Raw genomic sequence first — 25,054 nt, forward strand, 5'->3', positions numbered from 1 at the left:
GCATTGTGGATATTAAAACTTAGGTGTGTTGTTAATTTTCAACTCTTTTTCAAGCTTATACCCAACAGAGTAAAGAGTTTCTTCATCAAACGCTTTGCCTATTAACTGAACACCCACAGGAAGACCTTTGCTATCAAATCCGCATGGCATTGAAAGCCCTGGAAGACCGGCAAGATTAACAGCAATTGTAAATATATCGGAAAGATACATTTTTATTGGGTCGTCTGTCTTTTCTCCTATCTTAAACGCTGTTGTAGGTGAAACGGGGGTAACTATAAAATCAACTTTTTCAAAAGCGTTCTGAAAATCCTGATATATAAGAGTTCTAACCTTTTGAGCTTTTAAATAATAAGCATCGTAATATCCGGCACTTAAAGTGTATGTTCCTATCATTATTCTTCTTTTCACTTCATTTCCAAAACCTTCGGCTCTTGTTTTGCAGTACATATCTATAAGGTCGGTGTATTCTTTTGCCCTGTAAGTGTATCTCACACCGTCAAATCTACCGAGGTTTGAGGAAGCTTCAGCCGGAGCGATTATGTAGTAAGTTTCAACAGCATAAGATGTATGGGGAAGAGAAATCTCTTCCACTTCCACTCCCAACTTTTCAAGTGTTTTTGCAGCTTCCATAACTTTTTCTTTTACTTCCGGGTCAATACCTTCTATGAAGTACTCTTTTGGAAGACCTGCTTTTAGACCTTTAATTTCGTTATCAAGGGCTTCAAGGTAGTTTGGTACCGGAAGTTTTGCACTTGTTGCGTCTTTTGAATCAAGTCCAGAGATTATGTTAAGGAGAAAAGCGTTGTCTTCTATATTTTTTGTTATCGGTCCTATCTGGTCAAGAGAAGATGCGAAGGCGGTTAATCCGTATCTTGAAACTCTTCCGTAGGTTGGTTTCATTCCTACCACACCACACAGAGAACAGGGCTGTCTTATTGAACCGCCCGTGTCAGAGCCAAGGGATGCTAATGCAGAACGGGCTGCTACAGCAGCTGCAGAACCACCGGAGGAACCTCCTGGAACCCTTTCAAGATCCCACGGATTTCTCGTTACTCCAAAAAAGGAAGTTTCTGTTGAAGAACCCATGGCAAATTCATCAAGATTGTTTTTTCCTATAAAAATAGCACCTTTTTCACGGAGTTTTTTTATAACTGTTGCATCATACGGTGCAATGAAATCTTTAAGCATTTTTGAAGCACAGGTCATCTTTTGACCTTCAACAAGAATATTATCTTTTATTGAAAGTGGAATTCCAAAAAGATCTGGAATTTCTGTTTCAGAAAGCTTCTCAAGTTCTCTATCTTTTAACTTAGCAGCTTCTATGCTTTTTTCCTTTTCTACTGTTATGTAGGCGTTTAGTTTACTTTCGGTTTCTTCAATTCTTGAAAAAAGCTCTTCAGTTATTTCAGAAGGTTTAATCTCTTTCTTTGCTATGAGAGAGGAAAGTTCTTTTAGCGATTTATTTATCAACTCCATTGTTTGCCTCCGTTATTTTTTAATAACTTTAGGAACTATAAAATGCTTTCCGTCCGTTTCAGGTGCATTGAGGAAAGTTTTTTCATAAGGAAAACTCACTCCTGGAACATCTTCCCTTAAAACATTTTCAGGTGGAATAATCTGAAATTTCGGATCAATCCCTTCAGTATCAAGCTCATTTAGCTTTTCCACAAAGTTTAAAATATCACTCAACTGCTCCTGAAACATTTCAACTTCATCTTCAGTTAATGACAGTCTTGAGAGAAGGGCTATATGTTTTACCTGTTCTTTTGAAAGTTTCATCTATCTTCTCCTTTTTCCTGATTTATCAGTCTAATTATACTCCTATTTTTAGGTTTAATTTAAGAGCTTCGGAGAAATGCTTTTATGATTTTTATCGTTTCCTCTATTCTCCTTCTACCTTCTATGCTGGAGGAATGGCACTTAAGTTCTATATTCTTCTTTAATCTTATTTTTCCTGTTAACACCATCTCTTCAAGCCAGTTTATAAAATCTTCTCCATTTCCCCCGAATTTGTCGTAAATTCCCATATCATAATCTATATCAATGGCTTCAATTCTATCCTGATACTTTTTAACAAACTTTTTCAGGTCATCCACAGTTCTTACAAGTTTGTACCCCGGTGGTGGTAGTCTGTTGTCGTCAAGGTAGAGTTTCATGATTTACACCTTTGATTATGCTTTTAAATTTTCGTAATTTTAAAAATCTGTCCTTATAGATACAATATAAATTATGTCAGAATAAACGTATAAGTTTCGTTTACTTATAAAGAGAAGAAGTTTTGTTAAAATAACACTAAATAGGGGAATTTTTAAATTTTAGATGAATTTTAATTTGGAGGTAGCTATGGAGGCAATTTCCTTAAAAACAGTACTTGAAAATTATAGGAAAACGAAAGATGAGGTTCTTACAAGTTTGAGAAAAGCTCTTAATGGTGATGGTAATGTTAATAAAGTTGCTGAAACATTTTCCGTTGGAGATTTATTTTCTTTTGGAAAATTTCTGGGAATGATTGTTGATGAAGGAGAAAATTGTTATTGGTGTTGTAAAGTTTCAGAATTTATAGAAATGGTCGGTCCTTATGACGTTATTGTTAACATTGGCAGTAAGAGATTTATAGTGGAAACTTCAAATGCTTTTATCGTGCCTAAAAGTTTAATGGGCAAAGCGTTCAAAGCAGGAACTCTAAGTGAAACTGACTTTGATTTTGTAATCAAAGCTTATGACGGAGAGAAAATTTCTTCTCATAAAACGGGAGAAGAATTTGTCCCTGATGATTTAAGGTTTTTATTTCTAAAAGAGGAAGGGGATTTAGTAAGAAAATTTGCTAAACTTGCTGGGAAAACCCTCTTTTCTTCTACAGAAAAACTTCAGACAAGTGATAAAGAAGAAAACAATTGTATAATTCTTTCCTTCATTCCTGAAGATGTTTTTGAAATAGTTGCTGCTGATACTGAAAATAAGGTGGAGTATGCAGATGACTTTGTCCTTTTAAGAGAAGGAGAGGGAATTAAAATTTTTCCGTCTAAAAAATTTGTAGGAAAAAGAGGAATGATTAGAATATTTGGTAAAGAAAAATTTTATGAATCTGTGCCCGGGGAGATAATTTTGAAATCTAAGGATGAAAAATTGTCATCTGTTCCCCTTTCTATTTTGGTTGGAAAAATAAAAATAGAAAGGGAAAGTGATAAAGATGAAGTTTGATGAATATCCTGTTGATATTGTTATTGAATTTGTTAGAGAAGGGAGAACTATTCCTTTTGAGGAGAATGAAGAATATATCAGAGAAATCTTTTTAGGTGAATCAGTCACTGATAAACATTTCTTTCTGCAGAATCTTTTGTTGTTTAGACTTTTAGATGAAATACCTATAAGTGAAATTGAAAAAGTTATGGCTATGGAAATTGTTGATGTTAAACATTTTGAGTTTCCTGCAATTTCTGTTTCAAACAAACAAAACGATTGTGTGTTGAGGGGGAAGATCGTTTATACCAGTAAACCACCGAAAAGAAACAGTTTTTTAGTTGACAATAATGTGATTCGGGCGTGTAAAACTTTCAAAAGTTTGTTTAATACGAAAAATTTTATTTTAGTGTTTGATGGTAGAGAATTTACAGGGACGTCATTTATGCTCTCTGTTGTTGTAGCTCACTTCTTTTCTCAAAAGTTATTTGAGTATTTTATGTTTACAGGAGAAGTTCTTCCTTCAGGAAAAATAAACAAAGTGGACTCTATTCTGGAGAAAAAGAAACTTGCACAAAGGTATGGAAAAAAACTTATATCACCTGAAGACGTTTCTTCTATTGAGGAAGTTGATTTCTGGCTTAACGAAAGCAAACCTCTTCCTGTTCCTTTTTCTGTGATGATAAAGAAAAATAATGATGGTTTAAAGCTTCTTGAGAGTGCGATAAAAGAAAGGGAGCCTTTGTTTTCTCTAAAAAATTTGGAGGTTTTTTTTGAGATAAAGCGCGAAGATATTTCCATACTGCATTCTGGGTTTTTGTCGGAAAATTATCAGGAGTGGCTGGCTTTTGTTCACAGAATAAGGGAGCAACTTAGGAAGCTTTTTTCTAATGAGAAGCTGGTAGAGCTAAAAAAACCTGTTATAAACTTAATATGTTCAGAATCCATTATAAGTTTTGTAATTGGAGTGCTTGTTGGTACCAAGAAGAGAGTAGTTTTTCATTCATATAACCGTGGCGATAACGTTTATGTTCCTTCAATGGAAACAGATGATAGTTTAAGAAGTTTGGATTTTCCAGGGGCTGAATTTTGTGGAGAGTTGATAGATTACGAATATTTTATATCAGATAAAAATAAAAATGTTCTTCCAGTAATTATTGATATGGCACCGACAACGAGAATAGAGTATGATGTAAAAGAATTTTTAAAGAAAAATAGGATTGAAAATTTCATCGTTATAAAAATAGATAGAGACAAAATTAAGAACTACATTCCTGAAGATACAAATATACGGAAAAAATTAGTAAAAGAAATTTATAATTTGTTAAATTGCCAGACTTTTAAGAAATTTTCAAAGTTATGGTTTTTTATGAATCTTCCTGTGGATATAGCTTTCGGACTTGGAAGCACTTTTCAGGATACAAGGATGATTTCACTATTTAAATTTTTTCCAGGAAAGAAAGATAAATATGTAGAGGTTTTAAATGTTTCTCCTGGACCTTCCCCTGGTGGTGTTAAAAGTATTTTTTAGTTGTTACTTTTTTAAAAATTTTGTAAAATTGGAAAAATTCGTTTGGGGGGATTGAGTGTGGAGTCTTACCTTCTCAAAGGAGATATCAATGGAATACAAAATTTTATCTATTCTGTAAAAGAAGGAAAGGGAGGTGTTGCAAAAACGTTAAGAGCAAGAAGTTTCTTTATTACAACAATTCCCTCTTACATAGCATACTTTTTAAAAGAAAAGCAACATCTTGAGGTTGAAGTTTGTCTTGATGGTGGTGGTGGTTTTATATTCAAAGTTTCGGGAGAAAATGTTGAAAGTGCATTAAAAGAACTTAAACAAAAAGTGGAAGCAGTTTTTATTGAGAAATTTTCTGGAGAGTTAGGAATTACTATTGAGTGGTTGCCTTCTGGGAAGGGAAATTTTTCAGACCTTCATGAAGTTACGTTGAAAGCTAAAAAAAGGAAATTTTCCACCTATTTTGAGAGCGTTAAGAATCCAATTTTCCTTGAAGATAAAGGAAAAGTTAAATGTGAGGTTTGCGATATTTACTTTACAGATTCAGATGATGGTATATGTAAACTTTGTAAAGAGTTTATGGAAGTCGGGACAAAACTTCCATCAAAAAAATTCTGGAAGATTACAGATAAAAAAGAAGGAAGAGCGTTTTTCTCTATTAAAGAATTTGGATGGCTTATTTTTCCAAAAAATGGAGGGCATGAAGCATTCCGGAAGGAGAGTTATAGAGACAGTAAATGCAAAAAATACAGCAATGCTCCTAAAAAATTTGAGATAGTTGTACCTGTTATTTCAAGAGATTTAACACAAGAGGATATTAAAAAGTATTCCCTATCAGAGGAGCTTGAAAATCTAAAAGAACATCAAATCGCACCTTTTGAGATAATAGCCTATCACAGTGAAGGAGATAAAAAACTTGGTTATTTGATGATGGATGTTGATAACCTTGGGTTACTTTTCGGTCAGTTGGATGATGTTGGCAAACAGCAAAAGCTTAGCTCTATAATAGATATGTTTTTCTCTGAAAAAATTCCGGAGATAGCAAAAGCAGAAAAGTTCGTTCCTGAAAACTCTGATCTTCTAAAAGAAACTCTTATCTACCTTCTATATTCAGGAGGAGATGACCTGTTTGCAATAGCACCGTGGAACGTTCTTATAGATTTTGCTGTGTGTGTGAGAGAGAAATTCAAAAGTTATATATCAGAATCACTTAAAGGGAAGGATTTACTTGGTAATGATACAAAAAAAGATTCTTACGAATTGATAACTGTTTCAGCAGGAATTTATATAAGTAAACCGAAATTTAATATAAGAGCAGCTGCAGAAAAATGTAAAGATGCAGAGTACAGAGCAAAAACTGTTACCTCTTTCAGCAAAAAGAAAGAGAAATCATACTCTAAAGATGCTGTTTGTGTGTTTGATGTTGTTGTTCATTGGGATGATATAAATGATTTGTTGTCGGTTTCCAGAGATCTGATTTCCTACATTGAAAGTGGAAAGTTATCCCGCGGTTTTGTCTATAAGTTACACTCTCTTTATAAGGAAAAGATTGAAAATCCGGTAAATTCTGGAAAAAGACCTGATTTAAGTTTTTATCCTCTTATCTATTATTTTGTGGGAAGAAATATAGAAGATGATGAAGTTAGAAATTTTGTTACTGAAAAAGTAATTAAAGAAGCGGAGGATTTTGAAAACATTGAAAATAATAAACTTAAGTTTATAACAAACTATGTGCTTCTTGCTACAAGGAGGTTATAATGAGTAGGAAAAATCAGCAGTCGGAAAAAAATTTGCTAAAAGAAATTAATCGCAAATTGTCAGCTGTTGAATCTATTTCTGATGTTTTTAAAGAAAGCGACATATATAAACCTGAAGGTAAGCTTTTTAAAATTCTTGAACAAAACAAAAATGCGTTTAAAACCACTCAACTAAGAAAGATTTTTTCCGAAATAAAAATGATAGAGATGGAAATAGAAAGGAAAAAAGAGTTAACGCAGGAGGTAAAGAAAAGAATCTTTCGTCTTTACCCAAAACTTGCTTACTCAAAAGCTCGCGACTTAATCAAAGAAGACTTTTACCAATTCTTTATCCTTTTACTTGAAAAAATGGAGAAAAACAAAGAAGAAGCTTTAAAAGTATGTGATGTTTTTACCTCTATTGTTGCCTTCAAAAAATATTTAGAATCATGAAACTTTGAAGTGGGAGGATGAAATGGAAGAGCAAAGATATCATTTTTACGGAAATGTGCTAATACCTTTTAGGCTTGAAGTTGTTACAGGACTTCATATTGGTGGATCAAAAGAGGGATTTGACATAGGAGGAGTTGACAATCCCGTTATTAAACTGCCGTTTGACGTAAAAGTTAAGTCTGAGTTTTCAGGTGAAGAATATGTTGTGCCTCGTGAATTTCCTTACATTCCTGGTTCAAGTTTAAAAGGAAAAATAAGGAGTCTTCTTGAATGGGAAAATAATCTCGTTAGAGAAGACGGTTCTCCGACTGCCGATCCTGATAGTGCGGTAGGAAAAGTTTTTGGAATCGCTGACAGTGATAGAGAAAAAAGGAAAAAAGCAGGACCTGTTAGATTAAGAGTTTTTGACTCCTACATTTCTAAAGATAGCATTGAGAACGATTTTTATACAGAGCTTAAATATGAAAACTCCATAAACCGTATAACTTCAGAAGCAAATCCGAGGCCTTTTGAGAGAGTTCCTGCTGGAACAGTTTTTGAAGGGAGATTCCTTCTTAAACTTTTCGCAAGGGAAGATGTTGATTTCTTAAATCTTATTGAAACAGGAATGAAACTGCTGGAAGATGATTACCTTGGAGGTGGAGGTTCTCGGGGATCTGGAAGGGTAAGATTTTCGGATATTAGAATTGTATTCAGGGATAAGAAATTCTATAAAGGTGAGTGTAAAGAGAAAATTTTCACAGATTTCAGGAACGCTATTGAAGAAATAAAAAAAACTATAGGGTGATATAGATGGAAAGTGTAAGAATTCTTATTAAACCGACTTCTCCGTTAAAAAGTGAACTTTCTTCTTACACGCTATTTTCAGCTATCTGTTGGGGATTAAAGTTTCTATATGGAGATGATTATGTTAAAGAGTTAGTAAATATGGTTTCTTCCAGTAAATTTTTTATATCTTCTTTGATGCCTGTAGATATAGAGAAGAAAAAATTTTTTTACTTTAAACCAGAACTTGAACCTGTAATAGAGAGAGAAACCGATCCTGAAAAACGCAGCGAAAGAAGAACGATGCAGAAAAAATTTAAGAAAAAGAAATTCATAGATTTTCTTTCTTTAAAGAAAATATTAGATGGAGTGATAAAAACAGAGCTTGAACTTATGAATTTCCTTGTTGATGAAAATGGAAACGAAACATTCTATATAAGTTTAGAATTTCCTCATGTAAGTATAGACCGATTTTCAATGACAGCTAAAGAAGGTCTGTTTTTCTATGAAAGTGCGGTTTTTATAGAATCCGGGTATTTTATTGTTTTTGCTGAAGAGGAAATTTTAAATGCTGTGGAAAAATCTTTAACTCTTTTAAAGGATTGGGGAATAGGCGGAAACAGAAATATAGGTTATGGAGCTTTTAATTTTGAAATTTTGAAGGACGAAGAGCTAAATATTCTTTCCGATTACTTTATCCGATATTTTAATGGAGCGACAAGCTTTATTACTCTTTCTCCTGTAATTCCAACTTCAAATATAGATTTTTCAAAAAGCATGTATTCTCTTTATACATTCAAAGGTGCAGCGGAATACGATTTTCAAAAAGATGTTTTATGGAAGAGAAAAGTGTTTTATATGAAGGAAGGTGCGGTTATAAAGAGGAAAAAAACAGATGAGACGGCAGGTGCTATATTGGATGTTTCTCCTGAACCTTCAGTTTCTATTTTTCAATACGGTCTTGAATTTCCTTTGTGTTTAAGGGGTGAAATATGAGATTTCGTTTGACAACTCTGACACCACTACATATAGGAACCGGACAAAACATATCCCCTTTTGAGTTTATAATTAAGGATGGAAGATGTTATATTTATGATATTACTGATATTGTAGGTATCAACTCAATAGTTGATCTGAAATTGAAAAATATGCTTAAAAATTCTGCAACTTCATTGAGTCTAAAAAAGATAATTACTGATTCATCTATTAAAAAGGTTTTAGATAGGATAAAGCCCCTGTATTCTATTGCTATTGAAATAGACTTTCAACAAGGTTCTATGAGATCTGGAAATATAAAAAATATTGAAGAGTTTATAAAAACCAATAATCTTGTATATATTCCCGGTAGTGAAATAAAAGGCAGTTTAAGAAGAGCCCTTTTTTATTACATTCTGAGCAAAGAAAAGAAAATCGGTGGTTCAATATATATCAAATTTATAAAGAAACTTCAAGGTATTGTGCATCAGTATCAAAAGGAAAAGAAAAATTCAGAGGACTTTAGAGCTTTAAAGAGAAAGTTCAAAAAGAAGTTAAGTAGACTGGTTCAACAGATAGAGTTTGAAGTGTTTCGTGGAGAAAAGTTTACTGAGGACGCAAAGAGAGATGTTTTAAGATTTGTAAAAATCAGTGATACTGAATCTAAAAGTCCTGAAGAGGTTCTTTCTTTGCGAGAAATTTACATTTATTATTACCACGGTAAGAGAAAACAGTTCTCAATATTTTCTGAAACTGTGGACCCAAAAGTTTCTTTTTCATTTAACTTGGATATTGATAAAAGAGGAATAAAAAACTGTGGTTGTCACGAAATTTTAAAAGACATTTTTATTAACGATAAGCTTTTACGTAGTTGGTGTTCTGCTGAAATATGGACTTTAAATAAGGATGAATATTTAAAGTCTCTGTGTCCCCTGTTGTTAAAAAAATGTTTAAAATGCCAATAATAAGAATAGGAAAACATGAAGGATTTTTATCAACAACAATCACAGCCTTGGTAAAAGACGACGAAGAACTTTTTGAAGGAATTTTTGAAATAGTTGCTCCTAAAATGAGTGAAATTCCAAATAAAACGAGAAAACTTACGGCAGTTGAGAAATTGCCTCTTGGGATATGTAAATTAGGAGAAGAAAAATAATGCCTGTTAGTTTCAATTTGAGAGTATCTATTAACAGGAAAATTAACATAGAGGAATTAAACCCCGAAAGAATTCATGCTCTTTTCTTCAGTTTTCTTCCAGAAAGTATGGCTAAAAGCTTGCATGCGGATAATATAAAACCCTTTTCTCTATCATATCAAAGATTTTTTAACAGTAATAAAGAAAGAGAGATAGGAAGTTTTATACTAAAAATTTCTTTTCTCAAAGAAAAAATGTTTCCACTGTTTGTTAAAGAAGTTTCCAAAGCTGGAAAAGATAAGAATGTTGTCATTGGAAAAGCAAAGGTAGTTAAGACAAAAATCAGTTCTGTTAACTATATTTCTTATGCAGAACTTTTAAATAATGCTGGTTATGAAAAGGATATAGTTTTTCAGGTTATAACTCCTGCAACTTTTAAAAAAGGAAAATATGATAATCCATCTCCGGTTCCATCTCTTATTTTCAAAAGTCTATTTAGAAAATGGAACCATTTTTCCAGACTAAAGCTGCCGATTTCAGAAACAGAGTTTATAAAGTTGGTTAAAAGACATGTTTTAACATCTGGCTTATGGATAAAAACGGAAAAAGTTTTCATATCTCTTTCTTTTAAAAAACTTATAGGCTTTAAAGGTAGGTTATACTTCTATATTGACACTGACAATAAGCAACTTTTAAAAGTTTTAAATGCTTTATCTGATTTTTCAGAGTTTAGTGGTATCGGCAGGAAAACAACTATGGGTTTTGGTAGAATAAAAAGAATTAATAGTTAGCAGTAATGGTAAAGGAGGGATTTTTATGAAAGAGGTAAGATGGGATGACCTGATAGAAAAGGTTAGTAAAGTTGAAAAAATTGTAAATGAAATAAAAACTATAGGTGGAATAAATGTTGATTGGATAGAGGAGAAACTTGAAAGAACAAAAAAAGATATTTATGGAAAAGTGTTTAAGATTTCTGTTTTTGGTGGATTTTCAGATGGAAAATCTACAATTATTTCGTTTCTGCTAAAACGTAATGACATAGAAATATCACCAGAACCGACTACAGATAAAGTCAACTATTATAAATACAAGAATAAAAATGTAGTTATTGCAGATACTCCTGGGCTATTTTCTGAAAACTTAATTCATGATGAAGAAACAAAGAGATTTATATCTGAATCTGACCTTATTATCTTTGTAACCGATGCACTCAATCCTTTGAAAGAGAGCCAGCATAGGGTTATAAAGTGGCTTCTTAAAGATCTGGATAAAAAAGACTCAACAGTCTTTGTCATTAATAAAATAGACACAATGGATGTTGACCTGTATAACAGGGAGGACTTTGAGAGAGCTTGCAAAATAAAGAAAAAGGTCGTTTCAGAAACTCTTGATAGAATTATTGGGGAAAATGCAGGAAACTATCGGATTATCTGTGTTGCTGCTGATCCATGGGGGATGGGAATTAAATACTGGATGGAGAATATTGAGGAGTATTTTTCCATCTCAAATATGAAGGTTCTTGAAGAAATTATAGAAGAAACCATTAAATCTCCAGAAACAATGAATATTCTTTTTGAAAAAAAGGTAAATTCGGTTATAAAAGATGTTAAAAACGTTTTTTCTGTGGAATTGAGGAATAACCTGAAAAGTCTTGAAATCTCCCTTGAAGAGCTTGAAGTGGAGCTGGAAGAGCTTGATAGTGAATTAAGAAAACTTGAAAAGCATATTACAAAGGCCACAAGGGACTTTAAGGAGCGAATTCGTAATTTGAGAAGTTCTATATTAAGGAGAATAAAGTTATGTAACAATACAGAAGAGTTGGGACTGGTTGTCCGCGAAGAGTTGGGCCCTGAAGCAGTAGTTTTAAAAAGTAAAATAGAAGATATTTTCTATGAGTGTTTTACTCCAGTGACAGAATATCTTGAAAAGTCAGGGGATATTTTTTTAAAAATTGTTGAGGATTACCAGAAGCTTAAGATGGAATCCTCAATTTTCGCCAGCAAGTTTTTAACTTCTGCTACAAAAAAGACAGGAGAAATTTTAGGTAAAATTCCTCCTGATAAATTAAGGGATGGTATTTTACAAACAAGAGACCTTTTAAGAATTCCTTTTAAATTTAAACCGTGGGGGGCTTTGAAACTTGCAAGATTTCTCAATACATTGGGACCCGTTCTCGGTGCCGTTTCTTTAGGTATGGAGCTTTATAATCAGTATAAATTAAGAAGGGAAAAAGATAATCTTATAGAAGCAGTGGATTCCCTGTTTTCTGTATTTTTAGGAGATTTTAACTCTCAATATATTAAAGAAAACTATTTTTCTGCAGTTGTTGAAATGGAAAATTTAAGGGATGCTATTTATGATGATTGTAAGTTTATGAGAGAAAGGATAGAAAATATGAAAAACTTGATTACAAAGGTGGAGGAACTTGGGCTATGACTGCTCGTGAGTTTATAGAAAATAGTATTCAGGAGTTTGAAAAAATTTTAGAAGATTTTGAAGAGAGAAGTGGGGTTATTCTTAAACGTGTTGCTTCCAAGACAAAAAGAACAAAAAGAAAATATATTGATAAGGAAGATAAGATTTATAAAAAGATAGAAAAGAGAATAAAAGATTTTTATCATAACCTTTCCCTTCTTGGAAAGGAGATGGAGTTTGATACTTTAAACGTAGCTTTTTTTGGAGAAACAAATGTAGGTAAAAGCACTCTTATAGAAGCCCTAACAAAAGGAGATGGTAGCACTATTGGTGATGGAAGAAAAGATTTTACAAAAACATTTAGAGCAAAAAATTTTGGTAGAAAAATATTTCTGCTTGATATGCCAGGTATTGAAGGAAATGAAGCTATAGTTTCTGAAGAGATTAAAAGGGCAGCTAAAAAATCTCATATTATCTTTATAGTAATTCCTGAAAATAAAGAACCAGAAGAAGGATTTCTTGAAAAAGTTAGAACATATATCGGGGATAGCACATTTGTATTTGGTATTATCAATTTAAGAGGAATTTTTCCTTTAAATGTTCTCGAGAAGAAAAAAAAGAACATTGAGATCGTAAAAAAACGTACTGAACAAAAATTAAAAGGAGAATTTGGTAAAGCTTTTAAAGAAATATTTATTGTTCATGGTTTATACGCTTTTTTTGCTATGAATAGTGGAATTCCTGAAAGCCAGAAATCCTCTTACGAGAGGGTTATGAAATTTGTCAAAAATGATAGAGAGAAGCTTAAGGAGTTTTCTGGAATAAACAAAGTAATAGAAACCATAGGAACATATAAAACTTTCTCAAACAATGTAATTTTATGGAGTAATATTTACAAGCTTTTCAAAAAAGAGAAAGAATTAATCATAAGTGTAAGAGAGGAGAGAACTCAGCTTAAAAAAACTATTGAGGATTTTCTGAAAGAAATAGAAAAACTTAAGAGAAAATTTGATTCACAAAGTGAATCTTTACTCAGCGATATAAACTCAGAAGTATTTTTCCGTTTAGACGAATTGAGAGATGAACTTGAGGAGCTTATATGTAACGCCATAGATGCTGGAAGGGATAAAGATGATTTAAATTCAGAGATAGAGGAAAAAATAGATCTCTGTATAGAGGAAATGGAGGAAAATATAGAATATTATCTTGACGATTTTATAGAGGATGTAAACAAAGATATTGAAAAATTGATTAAGAAATTAAAATTGAAGTTTAAAAGGATAAACCTGGGAACAGATATTGGAATTGATGTAGACTTTACAGAAGCATTTAATAGTCTTTCATTGTCTTTTAAGGAAGCAGCGCTTGGAGCATTAAGTATATTGGAAAGTATCGTTTCTATTTTAACAGGTCCGATAGGTGCAGTTATTGCTGGTATTTTTGGTTTGTTGAACACCTTCCTATCCTGGCTTTTTGGAGGAAATTCAAAGAAAAATGAAGCCAAGAGAAAAGCTATAAATGAAGTAAACAAAACTATCAGAAATATACGAAATAAGCTCAGGAGAAAAGTTAATGGTGAACTTAAAAAACTTAGAAGAGAGATTAACAAAGTTGAAAGAGAGATATTAAAAATAGAAAAACAGATAGAAAATAAAGTGGAGTATTGGGATATTCTAATTTCCTTACTTGTAGAACATTACATATCTTTATCAACGAATTTCTTTAAGACCATTACTCAATCTGTAGAGTTTGCTTACGTTGCTCCTGATTCAGGAAAGAATAAAGAACCTGTAGCTATTATTGTTGGAGGAGATATAGAAAAAATAGGATATTTTTGTAATAACATTGGAATTAAAGTCTACTTCAAAGATTCTATTGAAAGCGCACTTAAAACTCTAAAATCAAAGGATAAAAAATTATACAGCGAGATAAGAAGTTTAGTGGAAAAAGAATGTTTTTGATTTAGAGTAATTGATGGCATATATGTTTGTTATTTTAAAAGATTTTCTTCAGTGTTATTGTTTGTTTTACTGCTTTTTTATAATGTCTTGTAGAATTTTTCGTGGTTTCTTTTAAACCTTCTGGGATTGATGTTGTATGATATTTCCCAGGAGGTTGCTCCATTTTTTCAGCTTATACAAAATATGTTTAACGTTTGATGGAAATTTTTTATAAAATTATAAGGGAAGGGGGAAGGTATGAGAAACATTTTTGTTACAACTCATGGTGCATCTTTAACTAAAAGAAAATATGAGCTTATTGTTACTCTGAATTCCAAAAAACACACTATACCTTTTGGAAGTTTTTCAAACTTGTTTATAGTGGCAAATGTTAAAATTTCCACTCCTCTTATAAAAGCGTTAACTGAAAATAAAAAAAGTGTTTTCATACTTAAATCAAATGGCACTTTAACTTCAATGATACTTCCTCCTTTTTTGAATTCATCGGCAAGAAGAAGAGTTGCTCAATATAAAAAGTTTGAAGATGAAAGTATTAAAATATTTATGATTAAAGAACTTCTAAGAAGAAAGTCTCTTCTTACTCAATGGACGCTTGAGAAATTTTACGATTTTTCAGAAAAACACTATCTTGAAAAAAACATAATAAAAAGTTTTTACAGGTGCACTAAAGATTGGATAGAAAAATCTTCAAGCATTGCAGCACTCAGGGGGATAGACGGCTACATTATGAACACCCTTTACGATCATTTCGCTCAATCAATTTCAAAATTCTGGGAATTTGAAAAAAGAAGCTACAATCCACCTAAAAATGAAGTGAATAGTGTGCTTAGTCTTGTCTACACATACACATATTCCATACTTACTTCTATAATAATTTCTTATAATCTTGATCCTTACTGTGGATTTTTCCACGAAAAACATGGAAAACATGCAGTTCTCGCTTCTGATTTATTAGAACTACTAAGGCCTGGATTAATTTTTTTTGTAGCTGACATTCTAAACAGTAGATACATTGAAGCTACTGATTTTAAAAAGACACGAAAATCTATACTGATAAAGCAACCTGCATTAAAAGTAATTTCTAAGTTATACTCAGAAAAAGTATTAAATGGTTCCTTTTTCTATCCAGTTTCAGCATTTATTCATGAAATAATGTTAAGAGGATTGTAAAAAGGAGGAAAGTTGCTGTGAAATATCTTGTTGTTTACGACATTTCAGATGATAAAATACGTAATAAAGTTTCAACAAGGCTTAAAAAATTCGGTATGCGTGTTCAATATAGTGCTTTTGAAATAGAGATAAAGAAAACTGACTATATCAAGCTCTACAAAGAAATAGCTTCGATTATAGATAAAACAGACTCTGTGTTCTTTTTTCCATTATCATCCTATTCAGAAAGCTTAATATTAAAACTTGGACAGGTGAAAAGAGAGGAAGATGTAATATGAAATATAAATTTTCCAATAGGATAACAACTTACATAATAATTTATGACATTTTATCAGATGATGTTAGAGGGTGGGTTTCTCTGGCAAACCGTAGAAGGGCAAAAATTTCCAGAATTCTTTTAGAATACGGTATGAGAACTCAAAAAAGTGTATTTGAACTTGAAATAACTTCCAAAAAAGAGTTTTCCAGAATGATTAAAAGATTAGAGAAAACTATGAATAAACATGATAAAGTATACATCTATCCAATAGATTCTAAAAATAAAAAGAAGATAAAAAGATTGGGATATGAAATTGAAACAGATTTTTTCTTTTAAGTTTAAATTTCTACCTGCACAAAATTTCTGGAAACCAGAATATGAGAGTGTTTGAAAATTCTCATTTGTTTCTAAAAGGTATTGAGATTCTTCGGCTGCAAAGCAGCCTCAGAATGACGAAGAAAGTCATCCTGAGGGCAAAGCCCGAAGGATCTCTTAAAGTTCATAGCCATTTTTCAAACGGCCTCACCAGAATATTTGAATCTTTCTTTTTTGTGGTATAATTAAAAATATAGATTAGATCTTTTAAAACTGAATAGGTTGTTTATTCTAATTATCAAATGAACAGGATAGTCTAAAACACACTGTATTACAGTGAGCTTAATAAGTGGTGTTGAAATGCCCTTAGAACCGAAAGGGATTACGACTTATTTCCAATTTAATTTTGTTCATCTCACACCTCCTTAAGTTGAAATGCCCTTAGAACCGAAAGGGATTACGACTTGTAAATATACAGCATTTTCATAACAACCTCCTCTTGTTGAAATGCCCTTAGAACCGAAAGGGATTACGACTATAATATCACTTATATTTGACGCCTCAATCGAATTATGTTGAAATGCCCTTAGAACCGAAAGGGATTACGACTATAATATCACTTATATTTGACGCCTCAATCGAATTATGTTGAAATGCCCTTAGAACCGAAAGGGATTACGACTATAATATCACTTATATTTGACGCCTCAATCGAATTATGTTGAAATGCCCTTAGAACCGAAAGGGATTACGACAATATCTAGAAGTTTGTTATAACTAATATATGTTTTTAGTTGAAATGCCCTTAGAACCGAAAGGGATTACGACATTTAATATTATTTTAGTATCTTTCACTATATCCTTATATCCATGTTGAAATGCCCTTAGAACCGAAAGGGATTACGACTGTAATCAATACTTTCTAATTCATATGAACTAACTGTTGAAATGCCCTTAGAACCGAAAGGGATTACGACCCGCCAAATGGCGGCTGACTCTTCTTTCCAATTTTATTGTTGAAATGCCCTTAGAACCGAAAGGGATTACGACGATAATATTTCTAATGAAGTATCACCAACACGTTTCAATTCGTTGAAATGCCCTTAGAACCGAAAGGGATTACGACACGCATCCCTGGCCACCCCCTTTCACCGGTGGTGCAAACGACCGTTGAAATGCCCTTAGAACCGAAAGGGATTACGACCCGGGTTTATTTCCCGGCCTCTCTATCTTTGGAGATCCCCTCATGTTGAAATGCCCTTAGAACCGAAAGGGATTACGACTACAACATTTTCATGACTTACCACCTCCTATTTTATTTGTTGAAATGCCCTTAGAACCGAAAGGGATTACGACTTTAGCTAACATATTTATACTTGCATATAATGTTTTTGATAAATGTTGAAATGCCCTTAGAACCGAAAGGGATTACGACATTAAGTATCTTTGTTTATAGATCTTAAAGTATACTTCGTTGAAATGCCCTTAGAACCGAAAGGGATTACGACTAAATAATACCGAACTATCATTACCAACACTCTTTTTAACTGTTGAAATGCCCTTAGAACCGAAAGGGATTACGACCCTCAGAAGAGGGAGGGGGTTGATGCCCAGGGCATAGCCCTGGTTGAAATGCCCTTAGAACCGAAAGGGATTACGACTCGTATCCACCAGCAACGTACAATTTATTATCAAAGGACGTGTTGAAATGCCCTTAGAACCGAAAGGGATTACGACATACTCCGTTTCAGATAACTTTTGAGGGAACTGGACTAATACAAAGTTGAAATGCCCTTAGAACCGAAAGGGATTACGACCGATAAGGAGCATGAAGAGTTCAAACATATTACCTCCTGTTGAAATGCCCTTAGAACCGAAAGGGATTACGACAGGTAACTTCTCCGGTAACTGAATCATAATATACCTAGTTGAAATGCCCTTAGAACCGAAAGGGATTACGACTCTCATGTTTACCTCCTAAAAATAATAATTTATTTCAGTATAGTTGAAATGCCCTTAGAACCGAAAGGGATTACGACATTATATTCTAATATTGTTTGCATGAGCTTAAAGTGGTTGAAATGCCCTTAGAACCGAAAGGGATTACGACCAGGGTTCGGGATTCTTGATATGAAATAGATCCTCCTTGCGGAGTTGAAATGCCCTTAGAACCGAAAGGGATTACGACACCGCCAAATGGCGGTCAACCTTTCTTTCTAGTTTTACTAATGGTTGAAATGCCCTTAGAACCGAAAGGGATTACGACCAAAAATATTTTTTTATTGTATAGAGGAGGACGGGGATTAGTTGAAATGCCCTTAGAACCGAAAGGGATTACGACACACAACAAAAATAACTACTTCTATAAACATAATATATGTTGAAATGCCCTTAGAACCGAAAGGGATTACGACATATTTTGAGACTGAATAAATATTCAGAATATAATAACTATGAGTTGAAATGCCCTTAGAACCGAAAGGGATTACGACATATTATCATTTACATATAGATCTATAAGTCTATTATAAGTTGAAATGCCCTTAGAACCGAAAGGGATTACGACTTATTGGTGGGTATGTCTATTATCATGCCATCTTCTATTTTATGTTGAAATGCCCTTAGAACCGAAAGGGATTACGACATCCGATATCTTCAATTTCTTCAACAGTATACTGTTGAAATGCCCTTAGAACCGAAAGGGATTACGACTATCCCTCTATTCTTTTATAAAGATACAACATTTTCATGACTTTACGTTGAAATGCCCTTAGAACCGAAAGGGATTACGACATATTATCATTTACATATAGATCTATAAGTCTATTATAAGTTGAAATGCCCTTAGAACCGAAAGGGATTACGACAAGATGAATAGATATAATTTCATCAACGGAATTACCGAGTTGAAATGCCCTTAGAACCGAAAGGGATTACGACAATACTACGACGACCAGAGAGGAGAAAACTCTTCCTCGTTGAAATGCCCTTAGAACCGAAAGGGATTACGACCCCAGGGCATAACCCTGGGCCACTAGACTTGCTATATCAGTGTTGAAATGCCCTTAGAACCGAAAGGGATTACGACAAAGTTGCTATATCAGTAAGGACCTCTTGAATGAGGTCCTTAGTTGAAATGCCCTTAGAACCGAAAGGGATTACGACTTGGATGTATCTCATCTACATCTATAATAAATGGGATATTTTTTAAGTTGAAATGCCCTTAGAACCGAAAGGGATTACGACAATCCAAAATCAGTTAATTTATTTAGAAGAGATATATTAAGTTGAAATGCCCTTAGAACCGAAAGGGATTACGACATTTAGCATACTTTGGAAATATATCCATAGATAATCTAAATTTAAATGTTGAAATGCCCTTAGAACCGAAAGGGATTACGACAGTATGTATTCTCCCATTTTCTTATAAATATACAACATTTTGTTGAAATGCCCTTAGAACCGAAAGGGATTACGACTATCCTTATATCCATATAACATATCCTTTAAAAAGTTGAAATGCCCTTAGAACCGAAAGGGATTACGACGCTTCAGGTGCGTGTATTCGTGAAGCAGCACTTTTATGGAGTGTTGAAATGCCCTTAGAGCCGAAAGGGATTACGACCAGGGTGGCGGGTTACCACGATATCTGCCTTTGACACCGTGTTGAAACGCCCTTAGAACTGAAAGGGATTACGGCCAATTTTAAATTTTTATGTTAGGATATTTGTAAGTTGGAGTGGGAAGTTTTTTGATAAAAATTCTTGTTTTTTTAATATTATTCTATCTCTATATTCTCTATGCCAGGTTCAGGATCGGGATATTTCATATTAAGGGATTCAAGTTTTTTAACGATTATTTTTGCCACTATGTAGTTTCTAAACCATTTTTTGTTTGCAGGGATAATATACCAGGGAGCATAAAATGTGCTTGTTTCAGCGATTACTTCATTGTAAGCATTAATGTAGTCGTTCCAGTATTTTCTCTCTTCTATATCTTCTTTATGCAATTTCCAGCGCTTTTTTGGATTGTCCCGTCTTTCAATCAAACGCTTTTTCTGTTCATCTTTACTTATATGAAGATAGAATTTAAGAATAATTGTTCCTTCATCAAAAAGCAGTTTTTCAAAATTTCTGATATGTTCATAACGTTTTATCCAGATTTTTTCAGGGATAAGTTTATGAACTCTTGTTATAAGAACATCTTCATAATGGCTTCTGTTGAATATTACAATTTCTCCGTTTCCCGGAACTTCTTTATGCACTCTCCAGAGAAAGTCGTGGGCAAGCTCTGTTGCTGTTGGTGATTTGAAGTTTGCAACTCTTATTCCCTGAAGATGAACTTCTTTGAAAACATGTTTTATTGTTCCATCTTTTCCTGCTGTGTCCATTCCCTGAAGAACTATTAAAATTCTTCTCTTTCCCTCGGCGTAGAGAATATCCTGTAAGTCACAAAGTTTCTCTTTTAGCTTTGAGAACTCCTTTTCCACATCTTTTTTGTTTTTAAAATTCTCGGAAAAATTCGGGTCAATGTTGTTAAGGTCAAATGGAATTTCGGGGGTTACCATATAACGTTCAAACATCTATCTGACTCCGGTAAGAGGGATTGAAGGGTAGGCGTTTAAGGTAAATGGGTCCCCTATTTCTTCATCAAGTTTAAAAAGGTTGTATCCTGTAAAGGCTACCATCGCTCCGTTATCGGATGTATATTCCATATCAGGCAGATATACTGTTACTTTTTCTTTTTCTTCAAGTTCTGAAAGTTTTTCTCTTAAATAGCTGTTTGCAGATACACCTCCTGATACAGAGATACGTTTTATACCTGTTTCCTTTATAGCTTTTCTTAACTTTCCAACCACATAGTCTATTGCTGTTCTCTGAAAAGATGCTGCTATCTGCTCTTTAGGATGTCCTTTTTCAATAAGTCTTCTGACGGCTGTTTTAAGCCCGCTAAAACTCATAGAAACACCCTGAACCTGAGGTTTTGGAAGTTCAAGGTATTCTCCGCTATACTCTTTAAAAATTTTATCTATTACCGGTCCTCCTGGATATCCAAGTCCGAGCATTTTCGCAACTTTATCAAACGCTTCACCTATTGCATCATCAACAGTTTTTCCAATTACTGTATGGTTTTTGAAGTTTCTTGTGATGGTAAGAATTGTATGTCCTCCACTTACAACAAGAGCAATGAAGGGAAAATCTATTTTTTGTTTTTTTATGAAAGGTGAAAAGATGTGTGCTTCTATATGATGAACAGCTTTAAAAGGTATATATCTTGCAAAAGCAATTCCTTTTGCAAAGGTAAAGCCTACTAAAAGTGCAGGAAGTAATCCTGGTGTGTTTGTTACACATACAAGCTCAATATCTGAAACTTCAACATGTGCTTTTTCAAGGGCTGCAAGAAATACAGGTTCTATGTTTTTTAAATGTTCTCTTGCTGCTATTTCAGGAACCACACCACCGTATGGTTTATGTGCTTCATACTGGGATGAGATTATGTTGGATAGAACCTGCCCTTTATCTGTATCGTAAACAGCTACTGACGTATCATCACATGAAGTATCAATTCCTATCACTTTCATCTTTCTACCTTTTTAAGTATAACTATCTGGTTTTGTAGTGTTTTTACTGTAAGGTTAAACAGTTCTCTAAGTTTACCGTATTCTTTCACAGGAATTTCTGCCTTTTCAAGTTTCATTTTAAAAGACATTTCAATTTTACCATTTGGTAGCTGTTTCCACCAAAGATTTATACTGCCTACACTGTTTTTGTAAGAGAAATTTTCAGGGAGAAAATAGAGATTATAATCTTCAGGAAGTTTTATTGTAATTTTTGAATCTTTCATCATTTTATAACCGATTACATAAGGATGTGTTCTTTCTTTTGATGCCACAAGGGATATCAATCTTGAGTATGTTGGTGCAGGAGCGTGGAATAGCATAAGATGTTTTGTTCTTGTCGCAAATAATGGGCTGCTTCCGTCGGCAGAAATGTAAACATTTTTTTGTTAAGATTTTTGTAGTTTGATATTTTGAACTTTTCTACTTCAAATCCGGGAATTACAGAGGAGACAGTTCTTTCAATAAACTGCTTTTCGTCATAGGGAGTTGTAAAAGAGGATAGTATTGCCCTTTCTCTATGGGCATAAACGCCTGTATAGTTAAAAAGTAGATTGCCTTTCAGATTCCCAGAATTATCCACTGTAAAGTTACCGATGAACTCTTCTCTGTTACTTTCTGCAGGGTAAATTGGAGTTTCTTCTATAAAACCTTTTTGATTTTCCACATCAACAATAAGAACATGTCTTCCCTGGTCAGATGCTGGTAATTCTCCAAAAGGAACAGTATCTGAAGTTGTGTCAAGATACAGCCATTTTCCATTGAGCTTTATGGCTGCTATTTCGTGGTTAAATGCTGTTGGAGTTGGCATATCCACATCCATATCAGGTACTCCCTGAGTGGGGATAAGGACAGGATATCCTTTTATTCCTATCACTTTAAGCATGGCTATAAGTAGTGTTGCATGGTCTTTACAATCTCCGTAACGGTTTTTAAGAACAGAAGATGCTGTGTGGGGTTTGTATCCGTTTATGCCGAACTCAAGCCCTACGTATCTTATGTTTTGAGCTACAAAGTTATAAATGGCTTTTATCTGTTCTAATTTACCCTTTTTACCTTTAATCACTTTAAGAGTGGTTTCTTTTACATAATTATCAGGTTCAACTGCTTCTCTTGCAAGCTCTGAATACCATCTGGCAACCTGATTCCAGGAAGATAAAGAAGTTACAGCAATCTTTTTTGCCAGTTCACCTACAGGAGGCATTGAAGGTTCTTCTTTAATGGGTGGAATGTTATGTAGCTCGTAGAAATACTCTATTCTTCCTGCTTTTCTTTTTATCACAGGTTTTTTATAAAAGTTATACTCTTTTATTTTTATTTTTTTGTCAGCAGGTACAGAAAGCTTGAATGTTGCATGTTCTACAGGATAAACTGATTGGAAGAAGTTTGTTGTCCAGAACTGGTTTTTCATATACGGTTTTACAGTTTCTACTTTGAAAGCGTATTTTAAAATTACTCCTGGTTTTACTGCAGGCATGGAAATTGTTTGATATCTCAGATCTGAATAGATAGGTGCCATTGCCTGAAAGGGTGGATATACTATGTTGAAAGCATTTTTTTGAGGTTTAACCGTTCTTCCATCTGGCAGGACGGTGTATGCGTAAAGTATTTCAACTTTCTGGTGTTCGTGAGAAAACGGAATTACAATTTCTCCAAATTCCTTAACCCCTTCTCTGCTGAGAATTTTTATCTCTTTTTCTTCTATCCACTCTTTCCTTCCATCTGAATAACATTTAACTTTTACATTATCTTTTAATATTTTTGCTCCGTATGTGGATGCGTAAGTGTTTATTGCTACACAAAAGGCAAGAATTGCCAGTATCAAACTTTTCATCTGCTTCTCCCTGTTTGATAAGATTTTAAAATCAACTATACCAAATCGGGGTAATTATGAAACATAGAAAAGAGGAAATTTTCAGGAAGATTCCTTCTGTTAACAGGTTAATTACGCTTATTCCAGATGAGATTAAAGTAGAATATAAGCAAGGTTTTTTAACAGAAATAGCAAGAGAATCGCTTGATTTTTTAAGAAAAAAAATTCTGGCTGGAGAAGTGGAAGATTTTGATGATGACTTTCTAAAAGACTTATTTTTGAAATTTCTTGAAAAGAGAAAGATCTTTAATTTAAGGAGAGTTATCAATGCAACAGGTGTAATAATTCACACAAATCTTGGAAGGTCTCCAATATCTGAAAAAGTGGCTGAGCATATTGGAAATATAGTTACAGGATACAGTAATCTTGAAATAGACCTTGAAACGGGAAAAAGAGGATTAAGGTATCAAAACGTTGAGGAACTTCTGAAAAGGTTAACCGGGGCTGAAGCTGTCTGTATAGTAAATAACAACGCTGCAGCAGTTTTGCTTGTTCTTTCTTCACTTGCATCTGGTAAAGAAGTGATAGTCTCAAGAGGAGAACTGATTGAAATTGGAGGTTCTTTTAGAATTCCTGATGTTATGGAGCAAAGTGGTGCGGTTTTAAGAGAGGTCGGAACAACAAATAAGACAAAACTTAAAGACTATGAAGCAGCAATAACTGAAAATACCGCTCTTTTGATGAAAGTGCATACAAGTAATTACAGGATTTTAGGTTTTACAGAGTCTGTTTCTGGGAAAGAGCTTGTAGCTCTTGGAAAGAAATATGGAATTCCTGTGTATGAAGACCTTGGGAGTGGAAGTTTTGTAGATGTTAGAAAATTTGGACTTTCTTATGAGCCGACCGTTAATGACGTGCTTTCAGGTGGAGTTGATGTAGTTTCTTTTAGCGGGGACAAACTGTTAGGTGGGCCCCAGGCTGGAATAATACTTGGAAAGAAGGAGCTGATAGAAAAGATAAGGAAACATCCCCTTAATAGAGCTTTAAGAATAGATAAAATGACCCTTGCTGCCCTTGAGGCAACTTTAAAAATCTATTTAGAAGGAAAAGAGCTTGAAGAGATTCCTGTATGGAAAATGGTGTCTCAACCTGTCTCAGAGATAGAAAGAAGAGCCGAAAAACTGGTTCAAAAAATCGGCTCTGTAAAAGGCAAAGCCGAAGTGAACATTGAAGAAGTTGTTTCTGAAATAGGAGGTGGAGCTCTTCCTCTTGAGACGCTACCAAGCTTTGCTGTTACTATAAAGCCAAAGAATACAACTGCTGAAAAGGTATATAGACAGTTAAGGAGATTACCAGAACCTGTAATAGCACGAATAAAAGATGAAAAAATCGTTTTTGATATGAGAACAGTTTTTGATTCTGAAGTTGAAAAACTTGCAGATAGTATATTAGAAGTTTTAAAAAAAGACTAAAAAAGAGGGCCGCCTGAGCGGCGGCCTTTTCATCTATGGGGAGGAGGGAGGGGGATAGGGGGTTGTATATATCAATAATAGTTCTCAATATGTGTTTGTCAACCCTTCAAAACCTGCATAGGTATACACATACTCCCCACCCACACCAAAGGAAAAAGGCTGCCCACCTGGTAGTTAAAATATTAAGAGCACTAAACATTCAAATTTTCAGAAAACCAAAACCACTACCAGGAGGACAACCATGCAGCTAAATATAAACCTATACCACG

At 33.7% G+C, this 25,054-nt stretch carries 22 protein-coding genes and 1 CRISPR repeat array; of the genes, 15 read left to right on the forward strand and 7 right to left on the reverse strand.

What is annotated here, in order from left to right; translation table 11 throughout:
- Window positions 1–12: 12 nt before the first annotated feature.
- The 3 genes from gatA to CHB58_RS01485 are packed head-to-tail and all read right to left on the reverse strand — an operon-like array spanning window position 13 to window position 2,156.
- Complete coding sequence (gene gatA, locus CHB58_RS01475; RefSeq protein WP_089322320.1) at window positions 13–1,476, reverse strand: Asp-tRNA(Asn)/Glu-tRNA(Gln) amidotransferase subunit GatA; 1,464 nt, start codon at window positions 1,474–1,476, stop codon at window positions 13–15.
- Between the two features lie 12 nt (window positions 1,477–1,488).
- Complete coding sequence (gene gatC, locus CHB58_RS01480; RefSeq protein WP_089322321.1) at window positions 1,489–1,779, reverse strand: Asp-tRNA(Asn)/Glu-tRNA(Gln) amidotransferase subunit GatC; 291 nt, start codon at window positions 1,777–1,779, stop codon at window positions 1,489–1,491.
- Between the two features lie 59 nt (window positions 1,780–1,838).
- Window positions 1,839–2,156 (reverse strand): cyclic-phosphate processing receiver domain-containing protein, encoded by a 318-nt coding sequence (locus tag CHB58_RS01485; protein WP_089322322.1) that lies wholly within the window; start codon window positions 2,154–2,156, stop codon window positions 1,839–1,841.
- A gap of 187 nt (window positions 2,157–2,343) precedes the next feature.
- Between CHB58_RS01485 and CHB58_RS01490 the strand changes: the two genes are divergently transcribed.
- The 14 genes from CHB58_RS01490 to cas2 (CHB58_RS01555) all read left to right on the forward strand — a co-directional run bounded on the left by CHB58_RS01490 (window position 2,344) and on the right by cas2 (CHB58_RS01555) (window position 15,904).
- A complete protein-coding gene (locus tag CHB58_RS01490) occupies window positions 2,344–3,201 on the forward strand; it encodes a hypothetical protein (RefSeq protein ID WP_089322323.1) in 858 nt (285 codons plus the stop codon).
- Entirely contained in the window at window positions 3,182–4,711 is a 1,530-nt protein-coding gene (locus CHB58_RS01495) for a hypothetical protein (RefSeq protein ID WP_143340986.1), read from the forward strand. The genes CHB58_RS01490 and CHB58_RS01495 overlap by 20 nt, the downstream gene beginning before the upstream one ends.
- Before the next feature lie 57 nt (window positions 4,712–4,768).
- A complete protein-coding gene (gene cas10, locus CHB58_RS01500; protein WP_180706386.1) occupies window positions 4,769–6,457 on the forward strand; it encodes a type III-A CRISPR-associated protein Cas10/Csm1 in 1,689 nt (562 codons plus the stop codon).
- On the forward strand, window positions 6,457–6,888 hold the full coding sequence (csm2, locus tag CHB58_RS01505; protein ID WP_089322326.1) for a type III-A CRISPR-associated protein Csm2: 432 nt from the start codon (window positions 6,457–6,459) through the stop codon (window positions 6,886–6,888). The genes cas10 and csm2 overlap by 1 nt, the downstream gene beginning before the upstream one ends.
- 22 nt (window positions 6,889–6,910) lie before the next feature.
- Window positions 6,911–7,675: a type III-A CRISPR-associated RAMP protein Csm3 gene (gene csm3 / locus CHB58_RS01510; RefSeq protein WP_089322327.1), complete on the forward strand. Its 765-nt coding sequence runs from the start codon at window positions 6,911–6,913 to the stop codon at window positions 7,673–7,675.
- Window positions 7,676–7,680: 5 nt separating this feature from the next.
- Window positions 7,681–8,649 carry a type III-A CRISPR-associated RAMP protein Csm4 gene (csm4, locus tag CHB58_RS01515; protein WP_089322328.1) on the forward strand — a complete coding sequence of 323 codons (969 nt, stop codon included), beginning with the start codon at window positions 7,681–7,683 and terminating at the stop codon, window positions 8,647–8,649.
- Window positions 8,646–9,593 carry a type III-A CRISPR-associated RAMP protein Csm5 gene (csm5, locus tag CHB58_RS01520; protein WP_089322329.1) on the forward strand — a complete coding sequence of 316 codons (948 nt, stop codon included), beginning with the start codon at window positions 8,646–8,648 and terminating at the stop codon, window positions 9,591–9,593. Before csm4 ends, csm5 begins: the two co-directional genes overlap by 4 nt.
- Window positions 9,584–9,784 (forward strand): hypothetical protein, encoded by a 201-nt coding sequence (locus tag CHB58_RS01525; RefSeq protein ID WP_143340987.1) that lies wholly within the window; start codon window positions 9,584–9,586, stop codon window positions 9,782–9,784. The genes csm5 and CHB58_RS01525 overlap by 10 nt, the downstream gene beginning before the upstream one ends.
- Window positions 9,784–10,554, forward strand: coding sequence for a CRISPR system precrRNA processing endoribonuclease RAMP protein Cas6 (cas6, locus tag CHB58_RS01530; protein ID WP_089322331.1), 771 nt, complete (start codon window positions 9,784–9,786; stop codon window positions 10,552–10,554). Before CHB58_RS01525 ends, cas6 begins: the two co-directional genes overlap by 1 nt.
- A 25-nt stretch (window positions 10,555–10,579) precedes the next feature.
- Window positions 10,580–12,199 carry a LeoA/HP0731 family dynamin-like GTPase gene (locus CHB58_RS01535; RefSeq protein WP_089322332.1) on the forward strand — a complete coding sequence of 540 codons (1,620 nt, stop codon included), beginning with the start codon at window positions 10,580–10,582 and terminating at the stop codon, window positions 12,197–12,199.
- Complete coding sequence (locus CHB58_RS01540; RefSeq protein ID WP_089322333.1) at window positions 12,196–14,139, forward strand: GTPase; 1,944 nt, start codon at window positions 12,196–12,198, stop codon at window positions 14,137–14,139. The genes CHB58_RS01535 and CHB58_RS01540 overlap by 4 nt, the downstream gene beginning before the upstream one ends.
- A gap of 237 nt (window positions 14,140–14,376) precedes the next feature.
- Window positions 14,377–15,309: a CRISPR-associated endonuclease Cas1 gene (gene cas1, locus CHB58_RS01545; protein WP_089322334.1), complete on the forward strand. Its 933-nt coding sequence runs from the start codon at window positions 14,377–14,379 to the stop codon at window positions 15,307–15,309.
- Between the two features lie 17 nt (window positions 15,310–15,326).
- Window positions 15,327–15,587: a CRISPR-associated endonuclease Cas2 gene (cas2, locus tag CHB58_RS01550; protein ID WP_089322335.1), complete on the forward strand. Its 261-nt coding sequence runs from the start codon at window positions 15,327–15,329 to the stop codon at window positions 15,585–15,587.
- A complete protein-coding gene (gene cas2 / locus CHB58_RS01555; protein ID WP_089322336.1) occupies window positions 15,584–15,904 on the forward strand; it encodes a CRISPR-associated endonuclease Cas2 in 321 nt (106 codons plus the stop codon). Before cas2 (CHB58_RS01550) ends, cas2 (CHB58_RS01555) begins: the two co-directional genes overlap by 4 nt.
- A gap of 333 nt (window positions 15,905–16,237) precedes the next feature.
- A CRISPR array of direct repeats spans window positions 16,238–19,583; the repeat unit is 35 nt; unit sequence GTTGAAATGCCCTTAGAACCGAAAGGGATTACGAC.
- Between the two features lie 78 nt (window positions 19,584–19,661).
- On the opposite strand, the gene CHB58_RS01560 is transcribed toward cas2 (CHB58_RS01555), so the two are convergent.
- Genes CHB58_RS01560 through CHB58_RS01575 form a run of 4 tightly spaced genes read right to left on the reverse strand, consistent with a single transcriptional unit; the run spans window position 19,662 to window position 23,334 of the window.
- Window positions 19,662–20,465 carry a polyphosphate kinase 2 family protein gene (locus tag CHB58_RS01560; protein ID WP_089322337.1) on the reverse strand — a complete coding sequence of 268 codons (804 nt, stop codon included), beginning with the start codon at window positions 20,463–20,465 and terminating at the stop codon, window positions 19,662–19,664.
- Window positions 20,466–21,464 (reverse strand): tRNA (adenosine(37)-N6)-threonylcarbamoyltransferase complex transferase subunit TsaD, encoded by a 999-nt coding sequence (gene tsaD, locus CHB58_RS01565; RefSeq protein ID WP_089322338.1) that lies wholly within the window; start codon window positions 21,462–21,464, stop codon window positions 20,466–20,468.
- Window positions 21,461–21,775, reverse strand: coding sequence for a DUF3858 domain-containing protein (locus CHB58_RS01570; protein ID WP_219350054.1), 315 nt, complete (start codon window positions 21,773–21,775; stop codon window positions 21,461–21,463). Before CHB58_RS01570 ends, tsaD begins: the two co-directional genes overlap by 4 nt.
- Before the next feature lie 8 nt (window positions 21,776–21,783).
- Window positions 21,784–23,334 (reverse strand): DUF3857 domain-containing transglutaminase family protein, encoded by a 1,551-nt coding sequence (locus CHB58_RS01575; RefSeq protein ID WP_089322340.1) that lies wholly within the window; start codon window positions 23,332–23,334, stop codon window positions 21,784–21,786.
- Between the two features lie 56 nt (window positions 23,335–23,390).
- Between CHB58_RS01575 and selA the strand changes: the two genes are divergently transcribed.
- On the forward strand, window positions 23,391–24,785 hold the full coding sequence (selA, locus tag CHB58_RS01580) for an L-seryl-tRNA(Sec) selenium transferase (protein WP_089322341.1): 1,395 nt from the start codon (window positions 23,391–23,393) through the stop codon (window positions 24,783–24,785).
- Window positions 24,786–25,054: the final 269 nt, after the last annotated feature.

The sequence above is a fragment of the Desulfurobacterium atlanticum genome (assembly GCF_900188395.1).
Taxonomy (GTDB): domain Bacteria; phylum Aquificota; class Aquificia; order Desulfurobacteriales; family Desulfurobacteriaceae; genus Desulfurobacterium_A; species Desulfurobacterium_A atlanticum.

Bases quoted from the DNA above. Each gene is read 5' to 3' on its own strand.
- gatA (WP_089322320.1), bottom strand. From the start codon at position 1,476: ATGGAGTTGATAAATAAATCGCTAAAAGAACTTTCCTCTCTCATAGCA.
- gatC (WP_089322321.1), bottom strand. From the start codon at position 1,779: ATGAAACTTTCAAAAGAACAGGTAAAACATATAGCCCTTCTCTCAAGA.
- CHB58_RS01485 (WP_089322322.1), bottom strand. From the start codon at position 2,156: ATGAAACTCTACCTTGACGACAACAGACTACCACCACCGGGGTACAAA.
- CHB58_RS01490 (WP_089322323.1), top strand. From the start codon at position 2,344: ATGGAGGCAATTTCCTTAAAAACAGTACTTGAAAATTATAGGAAAACG.
- csm2 (WP_089322326.1), top strand. From the start codon at position 6,457: ATGAGTAGGAAAAATCAGCAGTCGGAAAAAAATTTGCTAAAAGAAATT.
- csm3 (WP_089322327.1), top strand. From the start codon at position 6,911: ATGGAAGAGCAAAGATATCATTTTTACGGAAATGTGCTAATACCTTTT.
- csm4 (WP_089322328.1), top strand. From the start codon at position 7,681: ATGGAAAGTGTAAGAATTCTTATTAAACCGACTTCTCCGTTAAAAAGT.
- csm5 (WP_089322329.1), top strand. From the start codon at position 8,646: ATGAGATTTCGTTTGACAACTCTGACACCACTACATATAGGAACCGGA.
- CHB58_RS01525 (WP_143340987.1), top strand. From the start codon at position 9,584: ATGCCAATAATAAGAATAGGAAAACATGAAGGATTTTTATCAACAACA.
- cas6 (WP_089322331.1), top strand. From the start codon at position 9,784: ATGCCTGTTAGTTTCAATTTGAGAGTATCTATTAACAGGAAAATTAAC.
- CHB58_RS01535 (WP_089322332.1), top strand. From the start codon at position 10,580: ATGAAAGAGGTAAGATGGGATGACCTGATAGAAAAGGTTAGTAAAGTT.
- CHB58_RS01540 (WP_089322333.1), top strand. From the start codon at position 12,196: ATGACTGCTCGTGAGTTTATAGAAAATAGTATTCAGGAGTTTGAAAAA.
- cas1 (WP_089322334.1), top strand. From the start codon at position 14,377: ATGAGAAACATTTTTGTTACAACTCATGGTGCATCTTTAACTAAAAGA.
- cas2 (WP_089322336.1), top strand. From the start codon at position 15,584: ATGAAATATAAATTTTCCAATAGGATAACAACTTACATAATAATTTAT.
- CHB58_RS01560 (WP_089322337.1), bottom strand. From the start codon at position 20,465: ATGTTTGAACGTTATATGGTAACCCCCGAAATTCCATTTGACCTTAAC.
- tsaD (WP_089322338.1), bottom strand. From the start codon at position 21,464: ATGAAAGTGATAGGAATTGATACTTCATGTGATGATACGTCAGTAGCT.
- CHB58_RS01575 (WP_089322340.1), bottom strand. From the start codon at position 23,334: ATGAAAAGTTTGATACTGGCAATTCTTGCCTTTTGTGTAGCAATAAAC.
- selA (WP_089322341.1), top strand. From the start codon at position 23,391: ATGAAACATAGAAAAGAGGAAATTTTCAGGAAGATTCCTTCTGTTAAC.